Source organism: Janthinobacterium sp. P210006 (genome assembly GCF_036231885.1).
In the GTDB taxonomy this organism is placed as follows: domain Bacteria; phylum Pseudomonadota; class Gammaproteobacteria; order Burkholderiales; family Burkholderiaceae_D; genus Janthinobacterium; species Janthinobacterium violaceinigrum.
The window spans coordinates 1,293,785-1,317,122 of record NZ_JAZARD010000001.1 but is presented as its reverse complement, the minus strand read 5'-3'; the positions used below and the strand labels follow the sequence as shown (position 1 = coordinate 1,317,122).

Genomic DNA, 23,338 nt, shown 5'->3' with positions numbered 1-23,338 from the left:
TCATCCTGATGCTAGTAGGCCAAGGCGAGGCGGAAATGCAGGCGGTTGGCGCCCCGCTGTCCCGTATCGCCGCCATTGACGACATGGGCGTAATCGAGTTGCAGATTGGCGTAGCGGCTCAGCAGCAAACGCAAGCCGAGCCCGCCGCTGCTGATGCCTTGCGAAGCGCTCTCGCCAGGCAGCGCATGGTTGCGGCGCAGCCAGGCCGTGTCGTAGAAAGCCAGCGCGCGGCATTGGTAGCCCAGCGCCTGGCCGCACCAGTTCGGCGTGTACAGTTCCAGGTTCAGGTTGACGCCCGAATCGTTGGCCACCTCGCGTTCGGCAAAGCCCCGCACGGACGCGGCGCCGCCGGCGCCGAACTGCTCGCCCGGCACCAGCGCGTCCGGCGTGACCTGCGCATTGACCAGCGCGCGCCATTGCCAGTCGCCGGCCAGCACGCGGCCCGAACTGGCGCTCAGGCGCACGGTGTTGTAGGCCGCTTTCGCATGCGCGCGCACGCGGTCGAAATCGGCTTGCGCGCCATGCTTGCCACCGGGAATATTGTGCGCGAACGTGACGGCCACGCTGGTCTCGCCCGTGGGCAAGGTCCAGTTGCCGATGTAGCTGACGCTGAGCGGATGCACGGTGACGTCGGCGCCCAGTTCCATGCCGAACAATTGCACGCTGTTGCGGTAAGCCTTGTAATCGATGCCGTACACGAGCTTGGGTTCGAAATCGTCGCTGCGGGCAAAGTTCTGGTTGTAGCGGATGCCGGCCATGCTGCCCTGGCCGCTGACGGCCAGGTCGAAGATGCCGGCCGAAACGCTGCCCGAATCGACGTTCGAATAGCTGGCAAAGAAGTCCATCGAGTCGCCCAGCGCGTACAGCGGCAAGTGGTAGCCGGCGCCGTACACGCCCACCTTGTCCGGCTTTTCCAGGCTGCTCGTGTATTGCAGGCTGGCGACATGGTCGCGGCCGAACAGGTTGGCGTGCTGCAGCACCACGCCCACATGCGTCTTGCCCGTCTGCGCACTGCCCGTGTTGTCCACGTTGAGCATGGCTTTCCAGGCCTTTTCATCGGCCACCGCGACGATGGCGTCGATGGCGCCCGCCGGCTCGTCGGCCTGCAGGCGCACTTCGATCTTGCGCGCCGGATTTTCATTGGCCAGCTTCAGGCTTTGCGACAGGGCCGGCAAGTTCGGCGTCTCGCCTTCGCGCAGGGCGGGCAAGGCGCGCCGCACGTTGGCTTCGTCGACATGGGTATTGCCGCTGATGGCCACCTTGCCCAGCGGCGTTTGCAGCACGTTCAGGCGCACCACGCCCCGTTCCAGTTCCTGCTCGGGCAGCTGCACCTGCACGGCGCTGTAGCCACGCGCGCGGTAAGCCCCTTCCAGCGCCTCGACGGCGCGGGCAATGTCGGAAAAATCGCGCTGTACACCCGTAAAAGGCGCCAGCAAGGCCTGCACCTGCGCGGACGTGAGCAGGGTATTGCCCTGGACATCGAAGCGGCGGATTTCGAAGCGCGGCACGCCGTCCTCCTGCAGGGCAGGAGCAGCGTCATCCATGGAAACGGCAGCGCCGGCGGCGCCGACGGCGAACAGCAGCGCGGAACCCGCAAGCAGGTGCACCAAACGATATGTCATGTGAAGGATTTCTTGTGTAACCGGACCAGCGCGCCGCCCGCAGGCGCCAGCGTGTCCGGCAATGGATTGAAGACAAATTTTAGACGGCTTTTAGTTTCCAGTCAGAAATTTCTAACATTACTCCCCTGATTTTCATCGCAGCGCAACAAACGGTGCGCCGCAATGCTGAACAATGACGCAATTCCTTATATTTTCGACAGCAGGAGCACGTTTACTTGCTGCTCAATTCCGTCACGCCATCCCAGTCGGCAGGCGGTGGCGCGCTGCGATAACGCTGCAGGCGCACCGCGTACTGGCGGTACAGTCCATCGTCGGGGAAGTCCGCCTGCAACTGCGCCAATTGCACGTTGGCGGCCGCCCAGTCGCGCGCGCGCAGCAGGGCCAGCACCCCGTGCCAGCGCTCCAGCTGCGCCAACTCCGCTTCGCCGGCGTCGGCCAGCAGGCAGCGCGGCTCGAAGATGGCCACCGCTTCCTGCTTGCCCAGCACTCTTATGCGGTCGAGTTCGCGGTACAGGAAATCCGGCGCGGCGGCGCGCGTGGCGGCGCCCACGACGATGCCCACGCCATACAGCTTGCTGGCCCCTTCCAGGCGCGCGGCCAGGTTGACGCTGTCGCCCATCACCGTATAGGCGCGGCGGATGCGCGAGCCCATGTCGCCCACATGCATGGGGCCCGTATTGATGCCGATGCCGATGCGCAGCGCCGGCCAGCCGCGCGCGGCGAAATCCCCGTTCAGGCGCGCCGCGCTGTGCTGCATCAGCAGGGCGCTGGCCACGGCCCGGCTGGCGTGGTCGGCAAAGGCGACGGGCGCGCCCCAGAACGCCATCACGGCGTCGCCGATGTATTTGTCGAGGGTGCCGCCATGGCTGTCGCGGATATCTTCCGACATGGCCGTCAGGTACAGATTGATGTATTCGCGCAGCACCGCCGGCGCCAGTTGCTCGGAAATGGCCGTAAAACCGCGCACGTCGGCAAACAGCACCGTCAGTTCGCGGTTCTCGCCTTCCATGGTGTAGCGCTGCGGATCGTCGGCCATCTCGGCCACCAGTTCGGGCGCCACATATTCGCCGAAGCGCGCCACCAGCGCGCGGCCCTTGCGCACCTCGAAAAAGTAGCCCCACGCCAGGTTGACGATGAACAGCGCGACGATCAGCAGCAACAGCACGGCGCCGCCCAGCACCAGGTCGTGCACGGCGTACAGATACAGGTTGATGGCGATGGCGGCCGCCAGCGCGCCCACGGTGGCCAGCATCACGCCGGCCGGCGGCAGCACGGCCAGGGCGCCCGCCAGCAGCAGGCCAAACAGCACGATCTGCACCAGCTCGAACGCCAGCGCATAGTCGGGGCGCGCCTTGAAGCGCCCGTCGAGCATGGACTTGATCAGGTTGGCGTGCACTTCCACGCCCGGGTATTCCGCATTCACGGGCGTGGCGCGGATATCGTTCAAGCCCGGCGCCGTGGTACCCACCAGCACGATGGCCCCTTTCAGCAGCGCGGGCGCAACCGTGCCGGCCAGCACGTCGGACGCCGACACATAGCGGAAGGCGCCGCCGGCTGGGCCGCCCGCGCCGCGGTACTGCACCGTGGCGGTCAGCGCTTCGCCCACGGGGATCGTCATCGCGCCGCGCGGCGTGAACAGCATGAGGTGTTCGAGCCCGCCGTTGGCCAGCTCGCGCGCCGACAGGGTATCGGCCGTGCCCGTGAAACGGGGAGCGATGGCGCGCGCCTGCAGATAGACGGCCACCGTGGCCAGCGACAGCGACGGATAATAGCCGTCGCCGATGCGCTGCAACAGGGTCGAGGAACGCACCACGCCGTCCGCATCGGTGAGCGCCGTGAAGATGCCGGCGCCCTGCGCGGCCGCCTGCAGGGGCCCGATATTGGCTTCGTAGCCGCGCGCCACGTAGGCCGTGACGGCGCGCCCGTTCAAATCGGCCACGGTGAAGGCCGGCTTGGGCAGCACGCCCTTTCTTTGCTGTTCCGAGACGCTGTAGCCGAGCACCACGGGCTGGCCGCGCATGGCCTCGGCAAACAGGCCATCGTAGTCCATGGCCGGACGCAGTTTTTCCAGCTGCGCCGGCAGGCCGGCCACGCCAGCCAGTTCGCCCCGCGCCAGGCCTTGCAGCACGGCATAGCCGGAACTGGTGTCCGCTTCGGGAAACGAGATATCGAAGCCCAGCGCGGCGACGTCGTAATGCGCGGTGAGCTGGCGCACGAGGCGCGCCTGGATATCGCGGCTCCACGGGAAGCGGCCCACCCGGGCCAGGCTTTGCTCGTCGATGTCGACGATGACGATGCGGCGGTCCAGCTGCGGCGTCTCGGCACGCATGCGCCAGTCGCCCAGCATGGCGTCGAGCCGCGCGATATTGTCACTGCCGGCCAGGCACGCGATGGCGGCCGCCGCGCTCAGGAGCACGCCCAGCAAAAAGCGCGCCCCATGCTTGCGCAAGGTCTGCGCCAGCGCCGCGCGCCAGGCCCGCATCACGGCGTGTAGCCCGGAATGGCCGCCTCGTCGACGGTATCGATCTGGCTCGGATGCATGTGTTTTTCAGCGAAGGTCAAATACACCTTGCTGCGGATGAAAACGTCGAACAGGTCCGGATCGATATGCCCGTTCAGGCTGAAGTTGCCGAGGATGCGCAAGGATTCGGACAGCGGCTTGCCCTTTTTATAGGGCCGGTCGCGCGCCGTCAGGGCCTCGAAAATATCGGCGATGGCCATCAGCCGCGCCGGTACCGACATCTGCTCCTTCGTCAGTCCCCGCGGATAGCCCTTGCCGTCCATGCGCTCGTGGTGGCCGCCCGCGTATTCGGGCACCTTCTGCAGGTGCTTAGGCCACGGCAGCGCCTCGAGCATGCGGATCGACACGCTGATATGGTTGTTGACGATGGCCCGCTCGGCTGCCGTCAGGGTGCCCGCGCGGATGGTCAGGTTTTCCGTCTCGTCGGCGTCGAGGAAATCGCGCAGCTGGCCGTCCGCCGCGCGCCAGCGGCGCTTGGCGATCTGCCGCACTCTTTCCTGGTCGGCCTGCGCCATGCTCTCGCCGCCGATGTTAACCCTGCGGATGAAGTCGCGCTCTGCGCGCAGCGCGGCCAGCTCCCGCTCCAGCGCCTGCCCGATGGCGTCCGCCTGCTGCGGCTGCGCCGCCTGCTGGCGCAGGGCGGCAATCTCGGCGTCGCGCAGCAGCACTTCGTAGCGCGTGTCGATCAGGGCGATGCGGTCGAAAATCGTCTCCAGCTTGGTGGCCTTGTCGACCACGTGCACGGGCGTGGTGATCTTGCCGCAATCGTGCAGCAGGCCGGCCAGCCACAGTTGCTTGCGTTCGTTGTCGCTGAGGCGGAAATCGGCCAGCGGCCCCGTTTGCGTGGCGTGCGCGGCGTCGGCCAGCAGCATCGTCAGCTCGGGCACGAACTGGCAGTGCCGCCCCGTGTACGGCGACTTTTCATCGATGCCGATATTGATCAGGGTAACCAGCGATTCGAGCAGCTCTTCCAGCTGCGATATGAGCAGCTGATTGGTCAGCGCCACGCCCGCCTGCGCGGCCAGCGCCTCGATGAAGCGCTGGTCGGTCGAGGAAAAGGCGCGCACCTGGCCCGTGTCGCCATCCTTGGCATTGACCAGCTGCAGCACGCCGATCAGATCGCCCTCATGGTCGCTCATGGGCACCGTCAGGATCGATTGCGTGTGGTAGCCGTGGTGGCGGTCGAAGTCGCGCATGCCGGAAAAATTGAAGTCCTCGTCGCGGTACACGTCGGCGATGTTCACGCTGCGGCGCAGGTTCGCCGCATATGCGGCCACCGATGCCAGGTTGGGCTGGCCCGCCTCGTCGAACAGGGGCACGCCCGGCAAGCCCATGTCGGCGCCCTGCGCGATGCCCAGGCTGTCGTTGACGCTGATGTCGAACGCCAGCTGGCGGCCCTCAAGCGCGGGCCGGTACAGGGTGGCGCCATCGGCCCCGCTCATGCTTTTTGCCAGCAGCACGATGCGCTGCAGCAGCGCGCCGATATCGTGTCCCTCGCCGCCCAGGCCGTGGCCCAGCGCGACGCTGAGTTCGGTCAATTGCTCCAGTCTGTGGGCGATTTTCTCAGGGTGCAACTGAGGCATGTTGGTGGCAATCAGGTAAGGATGGGGAAATCGGCAAGCGCCAGTGTAACGGCCGCCCTGCGCACTGTACATTACTTACTTGCAACAAAATGAAATAACTTTCCGTATCGCAACACACACAAATGTTGCCGCCAATTTCATTAATTAGAATAGAATCAACAATAATTACACTGTAACAAGGTACTGAATGAAATTCACGTTCAGGGGCGTGCGCGGCTCCATCCCCTCCCCCGGCCCGCGCACGGCGCGCTACGGCGGCAACACCACGTGCATCGAAGTACGCACCGACGACGACAGCCTGATCATCCTCGACGCGGGCAGCGGCATATTCTCGCTGGCGCAGCAACTGCCGCCGGGCCAGCCCGTCGACGCGCACGTCTTCATCACGCACAGCCATTGGGACCACATCCACGGCTTGCCCATGTTCAGCCCCCTGTTCGTGGCGGGCAACCGCATGCGCCTGCACGGCGCCCTGGACGCCATCAGCGGGCGCGGCATCGAGCACGTGATGGCGGTGCAGCTGCAAAACAGCTATTTTCCCGTCAGCGAAGCGGCCATGGCGGCCAGCATCGAGTACCGCACCCTGGCGCCCGGCGAAGCCGTCGAGGTGGGCGGCGCACGCGTGCGCGGCGCGGAGATGAACCACCCCGTCGTCAACCTCGGCTACCGCATCGACTGCGGCGGCGCCTCGCTGTTCTTCAGCGGCGACCATGAACCGTTCTACAACCTGCATCCGCCCGGCCATGCCGAGCACGCGGACTGCGCCGCGCGCAATGCGCAGCGCCAGGCGGGCATCGACGCCTTGATCGCCGGCGTCGAAGCGCTGATCATGGATTGCTCGTACACGCGCGAGGAATACCCGGGCAAGCAGGGCTGGGGCCACGGCACCTTCGACGCCGCCTTCGACCTGGCCCTGCGCTGCGGCGCGCGGCGCCTGTACTGCACCCACCACGAACCGACGCGCAGCGACGAACAGCTGGAAGCCGTGTTTGCCGACGTGATGAGCCGCTATGCGGACCGCCTGGCCGGCCTGCAGGTGTTCCTCGCCTACGAGGGGCTGACGGTGGAACTGGCCCGCGCATAAAAAAGGGAGCCGCAAGGCTCCCTTTTTACTGGCGTTGACTATCCATTACATGATGTGGTGGCCAATCCACCATGCCACTGCGGCGACAAACGCGGAAGCGGGGATCGTGAAGATCCAGGCCCACACGATATTGCCTGCCACGCCCCAGCGCACGGCCGACATTTTTTGCGACGAGCCGACGCCGACGATGGCGCCCGTGATGGTGTGCGTGGTCGAGACGGGAATGCCCAGCGCCGTCGAGACGAACAGGGTGATGGCGCCGCCCGTTTCGGCGCAGAAGCCGCCGACCGGTTTCAGCTTGGTGATCTTCTGGCCCATGGTCTTGACGATGCGCCAGCCACCGAACAGGGTGCCGAAGCTGATGGCCGTGTAGCACGAGATGATGACCCACATCGGCGGCATGGCATCGGCCGCGCTCGAGTAGCCGGCAGCGATCAGCAGCATCCAGATGATGCCGATGGTTTTTTGCGCATCGTTGCCGCCGTGGCCCAGGCTGTAGGCGGCTGCCGATACCAGCTGCAGGCGGCGGAACCACTTGTCGACCTTGCGCGGCGTCGAACGCACGAAGATCCAGGACACGAGCAGCATCATGATCGAACCGAACACAAAGCCCAGCACCGGTGCGATGACGATGAAGGCCACCGTTTTCCACAGGCCGGCCGCGACCAGCGCGCCCGTACCGGACTTGGCGACGGCCGCGCCCACCAGGCCGCCGATCAGGGCGTGCGAGGACGACGAAGGAATCCCGTAGTACCAGGTAAACAAATTCCAGAAGATGGCGCCCATCAGCGCGCCGAAGATCACGTACTGGTCGATCACCGCCGGGTCGATGGTGCCCTTGCCCACCGTGGCGGCCACGGTCAGCTGGTGGAACACGAAAATGGCGACGAAGTTGAAAGTGGCAGCCATGGCAACCGCGGTCTGCGGTTTCAATACGCCCGTCGAGACCACCGTGGCGATCGCGTTGGCGGCATCGTGGAAGCCGTTCATGAAGTCAAACAGCAGCGCGAGGACGATCAACAGGCCTAGCACGTAGATGCTGATTTGTATGGTCATTGTAGTTTCTTTTCTGATTCTGGTTCAGGACAGGCCCAACGCTTACGCGTTTTCGACGATGATGCCTTCGATAATATTGGACACATCTTCGCAACGGTCGGTCACGGTTTCCAGAATTTCGTAGATCGCTTTCAGCTTGATCAGGTTGCGCACGTCCGGTTCGTCGCGGAACAGTTTGGACATGGCGGCGCGCATCACGTGGTCGGCGTCCGATTCCAGGCGGTCGATCTCTTCGCAGATGGCGACGATCTTGCGCGAGTTGTCCATGTTGTGCAGCATGGCGACGGCGTCGCGTACTTTCTCGGTACAGGCCAGCACCAGTTCGGCCAGGCGCTTGGCTTCCGGCGTGACGGCTTTCAGGTCATACAGCGAAACGGTTTGCGCCGCATCTTCCAGCAAGTCCAGAATGTCGTCCTGGCGCGTGATCAGCTGGTGGATGTCATCGCGGTCGATCGGCGTGATGAAGGTCTTGTGCAGCATTTCCACGGTGGCGTAGGTGACTTTGTCCGCCTGTTTCTCGATGCTTTCGATCGCATGTACGCGGTTTTCCAGGTCGTCGAAATTGGTCATCAGGCCGAGCATCTCTTTGGCGCCCTTGACGCACAGTTCCGCGTGCTGGTTAAACAATTCAAAAAACTTGCCCTCAGTGGGCATCAAGCGTCCAAACATGTCATTCTCCGTTAAGCATTGAGTCGTGTTATTTACTACAGAAAGCCGCCCCGTTGTCGGGGGCGGCCGATGGAATTGCCAGTGCTGCTGAGTCTTAGTCGCCTTGGTAAAGCGCCAGGCCACCACTGTAATTGCCAAATTTGGTGTACTGCCCCATGAAGGTGAGGCGGATGCTGCCGATTGGACCGTTACGTTGTTTACCGATGATGATTTCGGCCGTCCCCTTGTCCGGCGAGTCGGGGTTATACACCTCGTCGCGGTAAATGAACAGGATCACGTCGGCATCCTGCTCGATAGCGCCCGATTCGCGCAAGTCGGACATGACGGGACGCTTGTTCGGGCGTTGTTCCAGCGAGCGGTTCAGCTGGGACAGGGCGATCACGGGACAGCCGAGTTCTTTCGCCAGGCCTTTCAAGCCCCGTGAAATCTCGGAAATCTCCGTGGCGCGGTTGTCGCCCGGCGTATTGGCCGACATCAGCTGCAAGTAATCGACGATGATCAGGCCCAGCTTGCCGCATTGACGCGACAGGCGGCGCGAGCGGGCGCGCAATTCGATCGAGTTGAGCGCCGGCGTTTCATCGATGTACAACTGGGCGTCGTTCATCTTCTGGATCGCATTCGTCAGGCGCGGCCAGTCTTCGTCGTTCAGGCGGCCCGTGCGCAGACGATGCTGGTCCAGCTGGCCGACGGAGCCCAGCATACGCATGGCCAGCTGGGCGCCGCCCATCTCCATCGAGAACACGGCCACGGGCAAGCCGCTGTCGATGGCCACGTTTTCGCCGATGTTGACGGAAAACGCCGTCTTGCCCATCGATGGACGGCCCGCCACGATCACCAGGTCGCCCGGCTGCAGACCGGAGGTCATGCGATCGAGGTCGATGAAACCGGTGGGCACGCCCGTGATTTCACTCTGGTTGTCGCGGCTGTACAGTTCGTCGATGCGCTCGACCACTTGCGTCAGCAGGGGCTGGATGGCGGTCCAGCCCTGGGCGCCGCGCGCGCCTTCTTCGGCGATGGCGAAGATCTTCGACTCGGCCTCGTCAAGCATCTGCTTGACTTCCTTGCCTTGCGGGCTGAAGGCCGTGCCCGAGATATCGTCGGCGACGGTGATGAGTTTGCGCAGCACGCCGCGGTCGCGCACGATCTCGGCGTAGCGCCGGATGTTCGCGGCCGATGGCGTGTTTTGCGCCATGGCGTTCAGGTAAGCGAGTCCACCCACATCATCGGCCTTGCCGAGCTGGGTCAGGGTTTCAAAAACAGTAATGACATCGGCTGGCTTGGAAGCGTTAACCATCTTGACGATTTGCTCGAAGATGATGCGATGGTCATAGCGATAGAAATCCTCCGCATGCATGAAGTCGGCGATGCGGTCATACGCTGCATTGTCGCGCAGCAGACCACCGATAACGGATTGTTCTGCTTCGATCGAGTGCGGCGGAATACGGAGGGAATCCAGTTGCGGATCAGAGGGGGCGTTCATGGCGCGAATTATACCTGCTTCGGCGTACTGGCAAAAATAAAGGGCTGAAATTGCGCGAAAAAAAGGCCACAAAAAAGCCGGGCGAACCCGGCTTTTCATAGTGCTTTACTGTACGGTAGCGCTTGCGGGCCAGGCCCGCAGACGATTACGCGTTCGCGTCTGGTACGACAGCGATAACAACTTCCACAACCACGTCGGTGTGCAGAGCAACCGAAACGTTGTGCTCGCCAACGATCTTCAGCGGGCCGGTAGGCATGCGGATTTGTGCTTTTTCAACAGCAAAACCTTGCTTGGTCAGCGCTTCAGCGATGTCGAAGTTGGTGACGGAACCGAACAGACGGCCATCGACGCCAGCTTTTTGAGCAACTTGAACGGTCAGGCCGCTCAGTTTTTCGCCTTGGGCTTGCGATGCGGCCAGTTTGGCAGCTGCAGCTTTTTCCAGTTCGGCGCGCTTGACTTCGAATTCAGCCACAGCGGTTGCCGTAGCACGACGTGCCAGGCGTTGCGGGATCAGGAAGTTACGTGCGTAACCGTCTTTGACTTTGACGACTTCGCCGAGGTTACCGACGTTTACAACTTTTTCTAACAGAATGATTTGCATAGTTCTTCTCCAGGAATATCTGACCGATTAAGCGTGGTGCAGATCGGTGTATGGCAGCAGCGCGAGGAAGCGAGCGCGCTTGATTGCGGTGTCGACTTGGCGCTGGTAGTGCGCTTTGGTACCGGTCAGGCGTGCTGGCATGATCTTGCCGTTTTCCTGGACGAAGTCTTTCAGCGTGTCGACGTCTTTGTAGTCGACTTGCTCAACGTGAGCTGCCGTGAAGCGGCAGAACTTCTTACGTTTGAACAAAGGGTTTTGCTGTTTGCGTTTTTCTTTAAGCTTGAGCTTATTTTTGTCGAACTTTTTACCGAATGCCATGTCAGGCTCCTGTATCTAAAATGCGCTAGTCGGGAATGACTGCACTAAAATCAATGATGTGAAACACCAAACTCTTGCTGTTGCGGCTCTTTCTGGCCAGGAAACCCGTGAACTGATACACCCCGCCCAAGCTTGCCTGACTGAACCGGCCTGAGATTTCGCCAGCGGCTAGCGCGGCAACATCAAACTCGGTCAAACGGGCAATCCCTGCTTCCATCTGCTGCGAACTGTGCTGCAATACTGCATTCACAATCGGCAGCCCTGCCGGGGTATAGCGCAATATTTCGCGCTCGGCAATGATGGCGGTTACTTGTAGCTGGTTCAGCGCACGATCCTGGTCAAAAATTAAGCGGCTGCGGCTGGAGCGGCTGCTGGTGCTTCGGTGCGGTGGCTTTTGGCCGCGTCTTCGCGTTGTACCGATTTCATCATCGGCGAAGGAGCTGTTTCAGCTTTCTTCATTTTAACGGTCAGGTGACGCAACACGGCATCATTGAATTTGAATGCTGTTTCCAACTCGACCAGGGTCTCGTTGTCGCATTCGATGTTCAGGCAGATGTAGTGTGCTTTAGGCAGCTTTTGGATCGAGTAAGCCATTTGACGGCGGCCCCAATCTTCCACGCGGTGAACCGAACCGCCGCGGGTGGTTACGCTGGCTTTGTAGCGTTCGATCATCGCGGGCACTTGCTCGCTTTGGTCCGGATGGACGATAAAGACTATTTCATAATGACGCATGCAAACTCCTTCAGGTCGGATTGATAATCGCCCACCCCGGCGTCAAGACGGGTGTGGGAAGGTCAGCCGAAGATTATAACCGCCTTTTGCAAACGTTTCAATCATTCCTTCCACAAGCGCCCGGAAAGCCCGTGCACCGCCCTGTTTTTGCCCCGCGAATGACTATTTCTTGCGAAATCCACCCAAAACACGGAAATCCCCTTGCATAGTGGGCGATACTGTACAAAAATACAGACTGTTCATATAGACAGCATTTTAGTATGCACCCACCGCTCATGATCAAGCTGACAGCACGACAAGAACAAATCCTGAACCTGATCAAGGACGCGATTGAAAATACGGGGTTTCCTCCCACCCGTGCCGAAATCGCCAATGAACTGGGTTTCAAGTCGGCCAATGCGGCCGAAGAGCATTTGCAGGCCCTGGCCCGCAAGGGCGCCATCGAGATTTCGCCCGGTACCTCGCGCGGCATCCGCCTGATCGGCGCCGCCGCCGAAGCGCTGCCGTCGAAAGTGCCGGCAGCACTGCTGATGTCGCTGCCCCTGATCGGCCGGGTGGCGGCCGGTTCGCCCATCCTGGCGCAGGAAAACCTGGAAGCGAGCTACAACGTGGATCCGGCCCTGTTCTCGGCCAAGCCCGACTTCCTGCTCAAGGTGCGAGGCTGGTCCATGCGCGACGCCGGCATCATGGATGGCGACTTATTGGCCGTCAAGAAGGTCGACAGCGCCAAGAATGGCCAGATCGTCGTCGCCCGCATCGGCGACGAAGTCACCGTCAAGCGCTACAAGAAGACGGGTTCCGTCATCGAACTGCTGCCGGAAAACCCCGACTTCAAGGTGATCACCGTCTCGCCGGAAGATGAGTTTGCCCTGGAAGGGCTGGCTGTCGGCCTCATGCGTAGCTGGCATTAAATCGCTGCAGGCACGGAAAGGGCCGCAACAGCATGACTGTTGCGGCCCTTTTCACATGGCGCGCGGCTGTTTAAAGGTCCAGTGCGTTTTTGAAGTCGTCGAGCAGATCGGCCTCATCTTCGATGCCCACGGAAACGCGGATCAAGGACTCGGCAATCCCCATGCTGGCGCGCCGCTCGGCACCCATCTCATAGAAAATCGTGTGGGCGACGGGAATGACCAGGGTGCGCGTGTCGCCCAGGTTACTCGCTGGAATGGCCAAATGCAGGCGATTGAGGAAATCGAAGCAGTCGATGCCATCCTTCAATTCAAAGCTGAACAGGGAACCGTAGCTGCGGAACAATTCCGTCGCCAGCGCATGCTGCGGGTGCGACGGCAAGCCCGGATAGTGCACGGCTGCCACGCGCGGGTCCGCGGCCAGCATGGTGGCCAGCGCCAGCGCGTTCGAGCAGGTGCGGTCCATGCGCAAGGCCATGGTTTCCGCGCCGACGGCGATATGGTGCGCCGCTTCCGGACCCAGCGAGGCACCGAAGTCGCGCAAGGCCTTGGCGCGGATCTGCGCGATGCCCCACTGCGCCGGCGCCGCCTTTTTATAGTTTTCAAAGATGTTCGGGTACTGCGTCCAGTCGAACACGCCCGTATCCGTCAAGCTGCCGCCCAGCGCATTGCCGTGACCGCCGATGGATTTCGTCAAGGCGTTCACCACTAGGCCCGCGCCCACGGCTTTCGGGCGGAACAGATATGGCGTCGTCATGGTGTTGTCGACGATGTACAGGATGCCCTTTTCGCGGCACAAGTCGCCGATTTTTTTCAGGTCGGCGATCTGCGTGCGGGGATTGGCGATGGTTTCGACAAACACGATGCGCGTGGCCGGCGTGATGGCGGCCGCCACATGGGCCACGTCGGTGGCGTCGACGAACGACACGGCGATGCCCTGCCCCGTCACCGTTTGCCACAGGCTGTTGGTATTACCAAACAAAAAGGCCGACGACACGACATGGTCGCCCGCGCGCAGCAACGATTGCACCACGGCGCCGATGGCGCCCATGCCCGTGGCGAAGCACAGGGTCGCCACGCCGTCTTCCATCTTGTTGACCTTGTCTTCCAGCGCGGACACGGTCGGATTGCCCTGGCGGCCATAGCGGAAGCCTGGCTCCTTGCCCTGGAACACGGAAGCGAGCTGGCGCGCATCGGCGTAGCCGAAGGCAACGGAAGTGTGCACGGGCTTGTGCAGCGAGCCATGTTCGATGCCCTTGCGGCGGTCGTTATGCAAGATGGTGGTGGTGAAGCCGTAGGTTTTATTGGTGGTCATGGTGGAAGTTCCAAATGCTCGCCTTGCCGCTTAACCCAAGGCAAGTGCTGGGGCCGCACCGGAAAGTGCGCCCCCGAAAAAATGCCCGGCATCGGCCGGGCAGGTTACTTATGCTTCTGTCGTTGCCAGGTTCAGGTTCAGCTGGGAACGGGGCGTATCTTCGGGCGCTGCCGCCTTCGGATGGTGGCGCGCATATTCCAGGCGGTCCAGGTACTCCTGCGACACGTCGCCCGTCACATACACGCCGTCGAAGCACGACGCCTCGAAGTTGGTCAGGGCCGGGTTGACGTCGGCGATCGCCTGCTTGAGCGCGCCGATATCCTGGTACACCAGGTAGTCGGCCGTGATTTCGCGGCACACTTCTTCCGTCGTGCGGCCGTAGGCGATCAGTTCGTCGCGCGTCGGCATGTCGATGCCATACACGTTCGGGAAGATCACCGGTGGCGCAGCCGAAGCGAAGATGACTTTCGTCGCGCCCGCTTCACGCGCCATCTGCACGATTTCACGGCTGGTGGTGCCGCGCACGATGGAATCGTCGACCAGCAGCACGACCTTGTCCTTGAATTCGGACGGGATCGCGTTGAGCTTCTGGCGCACGGATTTCTTGCGCGCCGCCTGGCCCGGCATGATGAAGGTACGGCCGATGTAGCGGTTCTTGATGAAGCCTTCGCGGTACTCGATGTTCAGCGCCATGGCCAGCTGGATGGCGGCCGGACGCGAGGAATCGGGAATCGGCATGACCACGTCGATATGCACGCCAGGCAATTCGGCGCGGATCTTTTCGGCCAGGTATTCGCCCATTTTCAGGCGCGTGGCGTACACGGAGGCGCCGTCGATGACGGAATCGGGACGGGCCAGGTAGACGAATTCGAACACGCAGGGATTCAGGCTGGCATTGTCGGCGCACTGGGCGCTGTGCAATTGCTTGTCGGCGTCGATGAAGACGGCTTCGCCGGGACCAATGTCGCGCACGAAGCGGAAGCCCATGCCTTCCAGGGCTACGGATTCGGAGGCGATCAGGTATTCAGGACCTTGCTCCGTTTCATTGATGCCCAGGCACAGCGGACGGATGCCGTGCGGGTCGCGGAAGGCCAGCAAGCCCACGCCGGCGATTTGCGCCACGGCAGCGTAGCCGCCCTTGACACGGCGGTTCAGTACGGTAACGGCCTTGAAGATAGCTTCCGGGTCCAGGTTCAGGCCCGTCGTCGCTTCCTGGATTTCATGCGCCAGCACGTTGAGCAGCACTTCCGAGTCGGAATCGGTATTGATGTGGCGGCGGTCGTTCTTGAACATTTCCAGCTTCAACTGTTCCCAGTTGGTCAGGTTGCCGTTGTGCGCCAGGGTGATGCCGAACGGTGCATTCACATAAAACGGCTGTGCTTCCTCTTCGCTCGACGAACCGGCCGTCGGGTAGCGGCAGTGGCCGATACCCGTCGTGCCTTGCAGCGAACGCATGTTACGCGTACGGAAGACGTCACGCACGAGGCCATTGGCCTTGTGCATGGAAAACATACTGCTGTGATTGGTCGCAATCCCTGCCGCATCCTGACCGCGATGTTGCAAGAGCAACAATGCATCATAGAGCAATTGATTGACAGGTTGATGGGAAACGACGCCGACGATGCCACACATGGTGTGCTCCTAAACTGTGCTACTGATTTTAAAAAAAATTCAAAATTTCACATGCTGCGCGTAAGCGGCAGGCAGATAAGGCTTGATGGCGCGCGCGCCCTGTTCCGCGAGCGGGCTGAGCAGCGCGTTTTTCCAGAACGGCTGCTGCGGTATGGAAGTCATGCCGCACAAGATGACGGCGGTCAGCACGATCACAAGGCCCCGCGCCACGCCGAACAGGCTGCCCAGGGTGCGGTCGGCCAGGCTCAGGCCCGTCACCTTGACCAGCGCGTCGACCGTCATGGACAGCAATCCCATCAAAATGCGCACGCCGATGAACAGCACCACGAAGGCCAGCAACAATCGGACGGCTTCGCCCGGCACGGCTTCCGGCAGGAATTTCGCCAGCGTGGCGCCATAGGCATTGGCAATGACGAAAGCCACGATCCAGCTGACCAGTGACAGTATTTCCTTGACCAGGCCACGCATCATGCTGATCAGCACGGACGTCACCAGCACGAACAGCACCAGGTAATCGAAGATCGTCACGCGCGCTCAGCCTTGCAAGATCAAGCCGGTACCAGACTGCCGCCCAGGCCCAGCTTTTGCAGCTTGGCACGGGTCTTTTCGGCGTCTTCGCGGCTGCCGAACGGGCCCACGCGCACGCGGATGCGCTCGCCCGCCGGGCTGGAGACCTTCTGCGTGTAGGACTTGATGCCCGCTTCACGCAGCTTGTCCTGCAATTCGTCGACCTTGTCCTGCGTCGCCAGCGCCGCCACCTGCACCACGAACTTGCCGCTGCCGGCGTCATGGGCTTTCTCTTGCGGCTTGTCCAGTGGCTTGCCTTCCAGAATTGCCATGGCGCGCGCCGCATCGTCGGCCGATTGCGCCGGCTTGGCAGGTTTCGCTTCAGGCTTGGCTTCCGGTTTCACCTCGTGCTTGGGTTCCGGTTTCGGCTCCACCTTGGCCTCGTGCTTCGGTTCCGGCTTGGGCTCGTGTTTCGGCTCAGGCTTGGTCTCCACCTTGACAGGCTTGGGCTCGGGTTTTGATTCCGGTTTCGGCTCGGGTTTCGGTTCCACATACGCCGGCTTGACTGGCGCTGGCTGGACGGCTGCCAGCACGGGCGCCGGTGCCGGCGCGGGCTTGGCCGCCGGCGGCAGTGGCGCGTCGACGATTTCCTCGGACTGGTCCAGGCCGTTGTTCGCCGCGGCCTGGGCCGGGACGGCTGGCACGGGCGCTGGCGCCGCGGCCTTGTCTTTCGAGGGAATGTCGATGGCGATATCGTTGAAAGGCGCCTTCGGCTCGGAATCGAGCAGCATCGGCAAGCCGACGGCGACGCCCAGGGCCAGGGCGATGGCCCCGACCAGGCGGCGGCGTGCGCGCTTTTTTTCAGGCAAGACCGGGTCCGGCGCTTCCTTGCCGCCACGGCGCGATCCGCCGCCACCGGAGGTATTGGCGGCGCGCTTGCGGGTCGGCGACTGTGCTTCGCCAGGGACATAAAAGCCGCTGTCTTCGCCAGAGGATTCTTGCTTGTTTTTAAACAGTTTCGAGAACAAGCCCATGCGTGATTTTCAGTCGAGTGCGTTTCAGTGAAGTGAGGATTTTCGGGCCTTCATCACGCCGGCAACGGTGAGGAAAGAACCAAAGACCACAATTCTATCATTCTCACCGGCCCGGCTCATTGCATTTGCAAAAGCTTGTGCCGGATCATCGAAAATAGACACAGTATGTTCGCTGCTGTCGGGCTTATCTTCCAGCATGATCTGCACCTTGGCGGCCAGCTCGGAAGCCGTGGCCGCGCGCGGCGAAGGCAGGCCCGTCAGGCACCAGTGGTCGACGTGTTCGCCCATCGCGGCCAGTACGCCATCGATATCCTTGTCCAGCATGGAGCCGAACACGGCATAGGTGTACGGGTGGAACCCCATATTGCCCAGGTTCTGGTTCAGCGCCGACGCCGCATGGGGGTTGTGCGCCACGTCGAGGATCACGCTGGGGCGGCCAGGCAAGACCTGGAAGCGGCCCGGCAGCTCCACCGTCACGAGGCCCGTGCGCACTTCCTGCGCGCCCACGGGCAGCTTCAGCTTCAGCACTTCCAGCGCGGCCAGCACGGCCGTCGCATTGAGGATCTGGTTGGCGCCACGCAAGCTCGGGTAGGCCAGCGAATTGCGGCGCTGCTCGCGCCCGCCGTAGTTCCACTGCTGCTTGTCGCCGGAATAATTGAAATCGCGGCCCATCAGCCACAGGTCGGCGCCGATGGCCTCGGCATGGTCGATCAGCGACTGGGGCGGCACGGGGTCGCTGCAGATGGCGGCCTTGCCCGGGCGGAAGATGCCCGCCTTTTCAAAGCCGATCGCTTCGCGCGTGTCGCCCAGGTAATCCGTGTGGTCGATATCGACGCTGGTGACGATGGCCACGTCGGCATCGATCACGTTGACGGCGTCGAGGCGCCCGCCCAGGCCCACTTCCAGGATGGCCACGTCGAGATTGGCCTGCGACAGCAGGTGCAGGATGGCCAGGGTGGTGAATTCGAAATACGTGAGCGGCGTATCGCCCCGCACGGCTTCGACGGCATGGAAGCTGGCGACGATCTGCTCGTCGCTGGCCATCTCGCCCAGCACGCGGGCACGCTCGTTAAAATCGAGAAAGTGCGGCTTGATGTACAGCCCCACTTTGTAGCCGGCACGCAACAGCACGGATTCCAGCATGGCGCAGGTGGAACCCTTGCCATTCGTGCCCGCCACCATGATCACGGGGCAGGTAAACGCCAGCTGCATGCGCGCCTTGACGGCTTGCACGCGGTCCAGGCCCATATTGATCTGGGTTTCCGAATGGCGGGTTTCCAGCATGGCGAGCCAGTCCGGCAATGTGGTGGGGAGGTTTTGCATGGGAAACTTCTTGATGTAAGGATGCGCGAGGCAGAAAAACAGATAACCCTAAACAACATCTGGGGTCGGACCCTCAGGGTCCGACCCCAGCAGTTCATGGGTTCGGGCAAATGGACATTATTCCATTCAATGCAGTTACGCCAACACTTCAACAGCCTGGTTCTGCAACAAGGCCAGCAGGCGGGCGATTTCTTCGCGCATCTTGCGGCGGTCGACGATCATGTCGACGGCGCCCTTGGTGACGAGGAACTCGGCGCGCTGGAAGCCTTCCGGCAGCTTTTCGCGCACGGTGTTTTCAATCACGCGGGGGCCGGCAAAGCCGATCAGCGCTTTCGGTTCGGCAATGACCACGTCGCCCATGAAGGCGAACGAGGCAGACACGCCGCCCATGGTCGGGTCGGTCAGCACGCTGATGAATGGCAATTTCTTTTCCGACAGCTTGGTCAGCATGGCCGTGGTCTTGGCCATCTGCATCAGCGACAGCAAGCCTTCCTGCATGCGCGCGCCACCGGTAGCCGTGATGCAAATGAACGGCACCTTCTGTTCCAGCGCGATCTGCGCGCCGCGCACGAAGCGCTCGCCCACGACGGAGCCCATGGAGCCGCCCATGAATTCGAATTCGAAGCACGCCACGACCACTGGCAAGCTCATGATGGCGCCGCCCATGACGACCATCGCATCCGTCTCGCCCGTCGCTTCCATGGCGGACTTCAGGCGGTCCGGGTATTTCTTGCTATCTTTAAACTTCAGGGTATCGACGGGCAGGATTTCCTGGCCGATTTCATAGCGGCCGCCCGCGTCGAGCAGGCTGTCGAGGCGTTCACGGGCGCGGATGCGCATGTGGTGGTCGCATTTCGGGCACACGTGCAGGTTCGATTCCAGGTCCGTACGGTACAGCACGGCTTCGCACGACGGGCACTTGACCCACAGGCCTTCCGGCATGGTCTTGCGCGCGGCAGCATCTGAACGCTGTATGCGCGGTGGCAGCAGTTTTTCCAACCAACTCATATTTTCTCCTTGGGCCCTTGTAGGGGTAGCGTCGGTGGACGCCCCCGGCAGACGGTCAACGGCGACACCCCCGTAGGGCGCCACCAAAAATTTTATCTATTGCACAATAACAGGCAAATCAGTGGCCGAAGTGTAGCCGTTTATCGCCGGGCTGTCGAACTTTGCCGCCAACGAATCTTGCGTAAACGGCAAGCTTGCTCAGGCGTCCAGTGCGGCGCGGATGCCCGCCGTAAAGCTGCGCACGGCGTCCACGGCGCCCCCTGCCGGGGCATTTTCTATTTCCTGGATGATACGGCTGCCGATCACGACGGCATCGGCCACCTTGGCAACGGCCTTGGCCGTGGCGCCATCGCGGATGCCGAAGCCCACGCCGATAGGTAATTTTACATGCTGGCGGATGGCTGCAAGGCGTTCCGCCACCTGTTCCGTATCAATGTTGCCCGCGCCCGTGACGCCCTTGAGCGACACATAATAGCTGAAGCCGCCGCCAACCTTGGCCACTTGCGCGATGCGCTCTTCGGTCGAGGTGGGCGCCAGCAGGAAGATCAGGTCCAGGCCCGCTGTGCGCATGGCGGCGGCGAATTCCTCGCACTCTTCCGGCGGATAATCGACGACGATGGCGCCATCGGCGCCGGCCGCCTGCGCTGCAGCTATAAATGCGGCGCTGCCGATGCGCTCGATGGGATTGGCATAGCCCATCAGCACCACGGGCGTCGTCTGGTTCGTTTCGCGGAACTGGCGCACATAGCCGAACACGTCATGGATGCCGACGTTGAATTTCAGGGCCCGCTCGCAGGCGCGCTGGATGACGGGGCCTTCGGCCATGGGGTCGGAAAACGGCACGCCCAGTTCCAGCACGTCGGCGCCGCCCTCGACGAGCGCATGCATCAGGGGCACGGTGGCGTCGGGGCCGGGGTCGCCGGCGGTAATGAAGGTGACCAGGGCGGTCTTGTTATTGGCTTTTAAGTTGGCAAAGGTGGCGGAGATACGGGACATGATAAGCTTTCTTAATGATGGATAGATGGAATGATTTCAACCCAAAGCAAAGGCTGGGGTCAGTCCCTGCGGGATCGGAATGCGCACCACTGGCGCGCACTCCCCCGGCGGGTCTGACCCCGTTGACACGCTGTTAGTTGAAATTGAGTCCCATGCGTTCCGCCACGGTATGCATGTCCTTGTCGCCACGGCCCGACAGGTTGGCCAGTACAATTTTATCTTTCGGCAAGGTGGCCGCCAGCTTGGCCGCGTAAGCCAGCGCGTGCGACGATTCCAGGGCCGGGATGATGCCTTCGATATGGCAGCAATCGTGGAACGCCTGCAGCGCTTCCTCATCCGTGATCGACACGTATTGGGCGCGGCCGGAATCCTTCAGCCACGCATGTTCCGGCCCCACGCCCGGGTAGTCGAGGCCGGCCGAGACGGAATGCGTCTCGATGATCTGGCCGTTCTCATCCTGCAGCAGATAGGTGCGGTTGCCATGCAGCACGCCCGGAAAACCGGCCGTCAGCGAAGCCGAGTGCTTGCCCGTCTCCAGCCCTTCGCCGGCCGCTTCCACGCCGATCAGCTTGACATCGTTCTGGTCGATATACGGGTAAAAGATGCCCATGGCGTTCGAGCCGCCACCGATGCAGGCCAGCACGTAGTCGGGCTGGCGGCCCGTCATTTCCGGCATCTGCACCAGGCATTCCTCGCCGATCACGGACTGGAAGTCGCGCACCATCATCGGGTAGGGATGGGGACCGGCCACGGTGCCGATGATGTAAAAGGTGTTTTCGATATTCGTGACCCAGTCGCGCATGGCTTCGTTCAGCGCATCCTTCAAGGTCTTGGAGCCGGATTCGACGGGCACGACGGTGGCGCCCAGCAATTTCATGCGGTACACGTTCTGCGCCTGGCGCTTGACGTCTTCGCTGCCCATGTAGACCACGCATTCGAGGCCGAAGCGGGCGCAGATGGTGGCCGTGGCCACACCATGCTGGCCGGCGCCCGTCTCGGCGATGATGCGCGGCTTGCCCATGCGCTTGGCCAGCAGGGCCTGGCCGATCACGTTATTGATCTTGTGCGCGCCCGTGTGGTTCAAGTCTTCGCGCTTGAAATAGATTTGCGCGCCGCCCGCCATTTCGGACCAGCGCTTGGCGTGGTAGATGGGCGACGGGCGTCCCACGAAATGTTTCAGCTCGTAGCGGAATTCTTCCAGGAACTCCGGGTCAACGCTGTAGCGCGCATAGGCGTCCTTCAGTTCGGCCAGCGCGTGCGTGAGCGTTTCGGCAACGAAGGAGCCGCCATACGGGCCGAAGTGGCCCCGTACATCGGGAAAAGGATAATCGGTAGCGTGGAACAATGCGGCGGCTGCGCCGGGCGCTGTGGTGTGGTCATTCATGGTTGTTTCCTCTGGCAATGATGGCATCGGCATCCTGCACCGCGGCGATAAACGCGCGGACACGGGACGCGTCCTTGATGCCCTTGGACGCTTCGACACCACTGCTGATGTCGACGGCGTAAGGGCGCACGCGCACCACTGCGTCAGTCGCGTTTTGTACGCTCAAGCCACCACTTAAAACGACCCGAGGCGCGAGTTCTTTTGGAATGAGGGACCAATCAAATACCTTTCCTGCACCGCCATACGCATCCACATAGGTATCCAGCAAGAGGCTGGCAAACAAGGGACTGGCGGCGCGATAGCGCTGTTCGTATTCTAGCAAATCTTCAAAGCGGGTGTCGGGTTTGACGCGGAACACCTGCGTAAACGGCGTATTCACGGCGGCGGCCAGCGCGGCGCTGTGTTCGGGCGTCTCGTCGCCATGAAATTGCAGCAGCGACAGGGGCGCCACAGCCCTCGTAGCCCGCACCTCGTCCACCGTGGCGTTGACGAACAACCCCACCGTCGTCACGTACGGCGGTATGGCCGCGATCAGGCTGGCGGCCTGTTCCGGCGTGACATGGCGGGGACTTTTCGGATAAAACACGAAGCCGATGGCATCGGCGCCCGCCGCCACGACGGCCTGGATATCGTCGACGCGGGTCAGGCCGCAGATTTTGATACGTGTGCGTGGCATGGCAATCCTTTACTTGATTTGATGCAGATCAAAACCAGGGCAATGCGCTGCTACTGTCCTGCGGCAAGGCCCACTTCGGATCGTAATCGATCTTCGCCAAGTACAGCCCGTCCGGCATGAAGGTGGGCGCCGCCGCGTGGCGATCCTTACGTTCCAACAACTGTCCCAGCCATTCCGGCTGTTCCCGGCCCGAGCCCACATACACGAGCGAGCCGACCAGATTGCGCACCATGTGGTGCAGGAAGGCGTTGGCCGTGATGGTAAAGACGATCAGTTCGCCACGGCGCTCGATCTGGATGTCGTGCATGAGCTTGATGGGCGACTTGGCCTGGCATTGCGCGGCGCGGAAGGCCGTGAAATCGTGCCAGCCCAGCAGCGGCTGCACGGCTTGCTGCATCCGTTCCACGTCCAGCGGACGGAAAAAGAAGCCGGCACGCCCTTCCATCAGCGGCGAACGGGTTGCGTTGTTGTACAACACATAATGATAGGTGCGCGCGCGGGCGCTGAAACGGGCGTGGAAGAAATCATTGACCGTCGGATCGCCCTCAAGTTCCCTGGCCCAGCGCACGGCGATGGATTTCGGCAGGAAGGCATTGACGCCGCGCACCCATGAGTGCACGTCGCGGTTCAGCTCCGTATCGAAATGCACGACTTGTTCGAGCGCATGCACGCCCGTATCCGTGCGGCCGGCGCAGGTGGTGGCCAGGCGCACGCGGGCAAACTGCTCCAGCGCGTTTTCCAGCTGGTCCTGCACCGTCTGCCCGTCTTCCTGTTTCTGGTATCCATGCCAGGCCGTGCCGTCGTACTGCAGACCGAGGACGATACGCTTCAATGGCGTTGCTGTCGTAATATTTTGCATCGAAGCATTATACCGGCGCAGCAGCCTGCC

22 protein-coding genes are annotated in these 23,338 nt (G+C 62.2%); 2 read left to right on the top strand and 20 right to left on the bottom strand.

Annotated features, from left to right (window positions below):
• Positions 1-11: 11 nt before the first annotated feature.
• The 3 genes from VPH41_RS05885 to VPH41_RS05875 form a co-directional block, all read right to left on the bottom strand.
• Positions 12-1,622, bottom strand: a complete 1,611-nt coding sequence (locus VPH41_RS05885) for a ShlB/FhaC/HecB family hemolysin secretion/activation protein (protein ID WP_328569269.1) — start codon at positions 1,620-1,622, stop codon at positions 12-14.
• Between the two features lie 211 nt (positions 1,623-1,833).
• Positions 1,834-4,104, bottom strand: a complete 2,271-nt coding sequence (locus tag VPH41_RS05880) for a CHASE2 domain-containing protein (protein ID WP_328569621.1) — start codon at positions 4,102-4,104, stop codon at positions 1,834-1,836.
• Positions 4,104-5,726 (bottom strand): GAF and HD-GYP domain-containing protein, encoded by a 1,623-nt coding sequence (locus VPH41_RS05875; protein ID WP_328569268.1) that lies wholly within the window; start codon positions 5,724-5,726, stop codon positions 4,104-4,106. Before VPH41_RS05875 ends, VPH41_RS05880 begins: the two co-directional genes overlap by 1 nt.
• 187 nt (positions 5,727-5,913) lie before the next feature.
• Between VPH41_RS05875 and VPH41_RS05870 the strand changes: the two genes are divergently transcribed.
• Positions 5,914-6,810, top strand: coding sequence for an MBL fold metallo-hydrolase (locus VPH41_RS05870; RefSeq protein ID WP_328569267.1), 897 nt, complete (start codon positions 5,914-5,916; stop codon positions 6,808-6,810).
• A 45-nt stretch (positions 6,811-6,855) separates the two neighbouring features.
• On the opposite strand, the gene VPH41_RS05865 is transcribed toward VPH41_RS05870, so the two are convergent.
• From VPH41_RS05865 to rpsF, 7 genes are all read right to left on the bottom strand, one after another.
• Positions 6,856-7,866: an inorganic phosphate transporter gene (locus VPH41_RS05865; RefSeq protein WP_034783457.1), complete on the bottom strand. Its 1,011-nt coding sequence runs from the start codon at positions 7,864-7,866 to the stop codon at positions 6,856-6,858.
• 42 nt (positions 7,867-7,908) lie between these two features.
• Positions 7,909-8,535, bottom strand: a complete 627-nt coding sequence (locus VPH41_RS05860) for a DUF47 domain-containing protein (protein ID WP_010400015.1) — start codon at positions 8,533-8,535, stop codon at positions 7,909-7,911.
• A 94-nt stretch (positions 8,536-8,629) separates the two neighbouring features.
• A complete protein-coding gene (locus VPH41_RS05855) occupies positions 8,630-10,015 on the bottom strand; it encodes a replicative DNA helicase (protein WP_034750488.1) in 1,386 nt (461 codons plus the stop codon).
• A 145-nt stretch (positions 10,016-10,160) separates the two neighbouring features.
• Positions 10,161-10,616 (bottom strand): 50S ribosomal protein L9, encoded by a 456-nt coding sequence (gene rplI, locus VPH41_RS05850; protein WP_034783456.1) that lies wholly within the window; start codon positions 10,614-10,616, stop codon positions 10,161-10,163.
• A gap of 27 nt (positions 10,617-10,643) precedes the next feature.
• On the bottom strand, positions 10,644-10,934 hold the full coding sequence (gene rpsR, locus VPH41_RS05845) for a 30S ribosomal protein S18 (protein ID WP_010400024.1): 291 nt from the start codon (positions 10,932-10,934) through the stop codon (positions 10,644-10,646).
• A gap of 25 nt (positions 10,935-10,959) precedes the next feature.
• Complete coding sequence (gene priB, locus VPH41_RS05840) at positions 10,960-11,259, bottom strand: primosomal replication protein N (RefSeq protein WP_086144118.1); 300 nt, start codon at positions 11,257-11,259, stop codon at positions 10,960-10,962.
• 20 nt (positions 11,260-11,279) lie between these two features.
• Entirely contained in the window at positions 11,280-11,666 is a 387-nt protein-coding gene (rpsF, locus tag VPH41_RS05835) for a 30S ribosomal protein S6 (RefSeq protein WP_010400028.1), read from the bottom strand.
• A gap of 275 nt (positions 11,667-11,941) precedes the next feature.
• On the opposite strand from rpsF, the gene lexA reads away from it, so the two are divergent.
• Positions 11,942-12,577 carry a transcriptional repressor LexA gene (lexA, locus tag VPH41_RS05830; RefSeq protein WP_034783454.1) on the top strand — a complete coding sequence of 212 codons (636 nt, stop codon included), beginning with the start codon at positions 11,942-11,944 and terminating at the stop codon, positions 12,575-12,577.
• Between the two features lie 70 nt (positions 12,578-12,647).
• Here lexA and VPH41_RS05825 read toward each other — a convergent pair whose 3' ends face one another.
• From VPH41_RS05825 to truA, 10 genes are all read right to left on the bottom strand, one after another.
• Positions 12,648-13,889, bottom strand: coding sequence for a cystathionine gamma-synthase family protein (locus VPH41_RS05825; RefSeq protein WP_328569266.1), 1,242 nt, complete (start codon positions 13,887-13,889; stop codon positions 12,648-12,650).
• A 108-nt stretch (positions 13,890-13,997) separates the two neighbouring features.
• Positions 13,998-15,521 (bottom strand): amidophosphoribosyltransferase, encoded by a 1,524-nt coding sequence (gene purF, locus VPH41_RS05820; RefSeq protein ID WP_152256904.1) that lies wholly within the window; start codon positions 15,519-15,521, stop codon positions 13,998-14,000.
• Between the two features lie 39 nt (positions 15,522-15,560).
• Complete coding sequence (locus VPH41_RS05815) at positions 15,561-16,049, bottom strand: CvpA family protein (protein ID WP_092795381.1); 489 nt, start codon at positions 16,047-16,049, stop codon at positions 15,561-15,563.
• A gap of 20 nt (positions 16,050-16,069) precedes the next feature.
• On the bottom strand, positions 16,070-17,062 hold the full coding sequence (locus VPH41_RS05810; RefSeq protein ID WP_328569265.1) for an SPOR domain-containing protein: 993 nt from the start codon (positions 17,060-17,062) through the stop codon (positions 16,070-16,072).
• Positions 17,063-17,086: 24 nt separating this feature from the next.
• Entirely contained in the window at positions 17,087-18,385 is a 1,299-nt protein-coding gene (folC, locus tag VPH41_RS05805; RefSeq protein WP_328569264.1) for a bifunctional tetrahydrofolate synthase/dihydrofolate synthase, read from the bottom strand.
• A 135-nt stretch (positions 18,386-18,520) separates the two neighbouring features.
• Positions 18,521-19,393 (bottom strand): acetyl-CoA carboxylase, carboxyltransferase subunit beta, encoded by an 873-nt coding sequence (accD, locus tag VPH41_RS05800; RefSeq protein WP_010400390.1) that lies wholly within the window; start codon positions 19,391-19,393, stop codon positions 18,521-18,523.
• Between the two features lie 198 nt (positions 19,394-19,591).
• Positions 19,592-20,389: a tryptophan synthase subunit alpha gene (gene trpA, locus VPH41_RS05795; RefSeq protein ID WP_328569263.1), complete on the bottom strand. Its 798-nt coding sequence runs from the start codon at positions 20,387-20,389 to the stop codon at positions 19,592-19,594.
• A gap of 133 nt (positions 20,390-20,522) precedes the next feature.
• The gene (trpB, locus tag VPH41_RS05790) at positions 20,523-21,773 is read right to left on the bottom strand and encodes a tryptophan synthase subunit beta (protein WP_152281211.1); all 1,251 of its coding nucleotides are present in this window, start codon (positions 21,771-21,773) and stop codon (positions 20,523-20,525) included.
• A complete protein-coding gene (locus VPH41_RS05785) occupies positions 21,766-22,449 on the bottom strand; it encodes a phosphoribosylanthranilate isomerase (protein WP_328569262.1) in 684 nt (227 codons plus the stop codon). The genes trpB and VPH41_RS05785 overlap by 8 nt, the downstream gene beginning before the upstream one ends.
• Positions 22,450-22,477: 28 nt before the next feature.
• A complete protein-coding gene (gene truA / locus VPH41_RS05780) occupies positions 22,478-23,281 on the bottom strand; it encodes a tRNA pseudouridine(38-40) synthase TruA (protein WP_328569261.1) in 804 nt (267 codons plus the stop codon).
• Positions 23,282-23,338: the final 57 nt, after the last annotated feature.

Bases quoted from the DNA above. Each gene is read 5' to 3' on its own strand.
- VPH41_RS05885 (WP_328569269.1), bottom strand. From the start codon at position 1,622: ATGACATATCGTTTGGTGCACCTGCTTGCGGGTTCCGCGCTGCTGTTC.
- VPH41_RS05880 (WP_328569621.1), bottom strand. From the start codon at position 4,104: ATGCGGGCCTGGCGCGCGGCGCTGGCGCAGACCTTGCGCAAGCATGGG.
- VPH41_RS05875 (WP_328569268.1), bottom strand. From the start codon at position 5,726: ATGCCTCAGTTGCACCCTGAGAAAATCGCCCACAGACTGGAGCAATTG.
- VPH41_RS05870 (WP_328569267.1), top strand. From the start codon at position 5,914: ATGAAATTCACGTTCAGGGGCGTGCGCGGCTCCATCCCCTCCCCCGGC.
- VPH41_RS05865 (WP_034783457.1), bottom strand. From the start codon at position 7,866: ATGACCATACAAATCAGCATCTACGTGCTAGGCCTGTTGATCGTCCTC.
- VPH41_RS05860 (WP_010400015.1), bottom strand. From the start codon at position 8,535: ATGTTTGGACGCTTGATGCCCACTGAGGGCAAGTTTTTTGAATTGTTT.
- VPH41_RS05855 (WP_034750488.1), bottom strand. From the start codon at position 10,015: ATGAACGCCCCCTCTGATCCGCAACTGGATTCCCTCCGTATTCCGCCG.
- rplI (WP_034783456.1), bottom strand. From the start codon at position 10,616: ATGCAAATCATTCTGTTAGAAAAAGTTGTAAACGTCGGTAACCTCGGC.
- rpsR (WP_010400024.1), bottom strand. From the start codon at position 10,934: ATGGCATTCGGTAAAAAGTTCGACAAAAATAAGCTCAAGCTTAAAGAA.
- rpsF (WP_010400028.1), bottom strand. From the start codon at position 11,666: ATGCGTCATTATGAAATAGTCTTTATCGTCCATCCGGACCAAAGCGAG.
- lexA (WP_034783454.1), top strand. From the start codon at position 11,942: ATGATCAAGCTGACAGCACGACAAGAACAAATCCTGAACCTGATCAAG.
- VPH41_RS05825 (WP_328569266.1), bottom strand. From the start codon at position 13,889: ATGACCACCAATAAAACCTACGGCTTCACCACCACCATCTTGCATAAC.
- purF (WP_152256904.1), bottom strand. From the start codon at position 15,521: ATGTGTGGCATCGTCGGCGTCGTTTCCCATCAACCTGTCAATCAATTG.
- VPH41_RS05810 (WP_328569265.1), bottom strand. From the start codon at position 17,062: ATGGGCTTGTTCTCGAAACTGTTTAAAAACAAGCAAGAATCCTCTGGC.
- folC (WP_328569264.1), bottom strand. From the start codon at position 18,385: ATGCAAAACCTCCCCACCACATTGCCGGACTGGCTCGCCATGCTGGAA.
- accD (WP_010400390.1), bottom strand. From the start codon at position 19,393: ATGAGTTGGTTGGAAAAACTGCTGCCACCGCGCATACAGCGTTCAGAT.
- trpA (WP_328569263.1), bottom strand. From the start codon at position 20,389: ATGTCCCGTATCTCCGCCACCTTTGCCAACTTAAAAGCCAATAACAAG.
- trpB (WP_152281211.1), bottom strand. From the start codon at position 21,773: ATGAATGACCACACCACAGCGCCCGGCGCAGCCGCCGCATTGTTCCAC.
- VPH41_RS05785 (WP_328569262.1), bottom strand. From the start codon at position 22,449: ATGCCACGCACACGTATCAAAATCTGCGGCCTGACCCGCGTCGACGAT.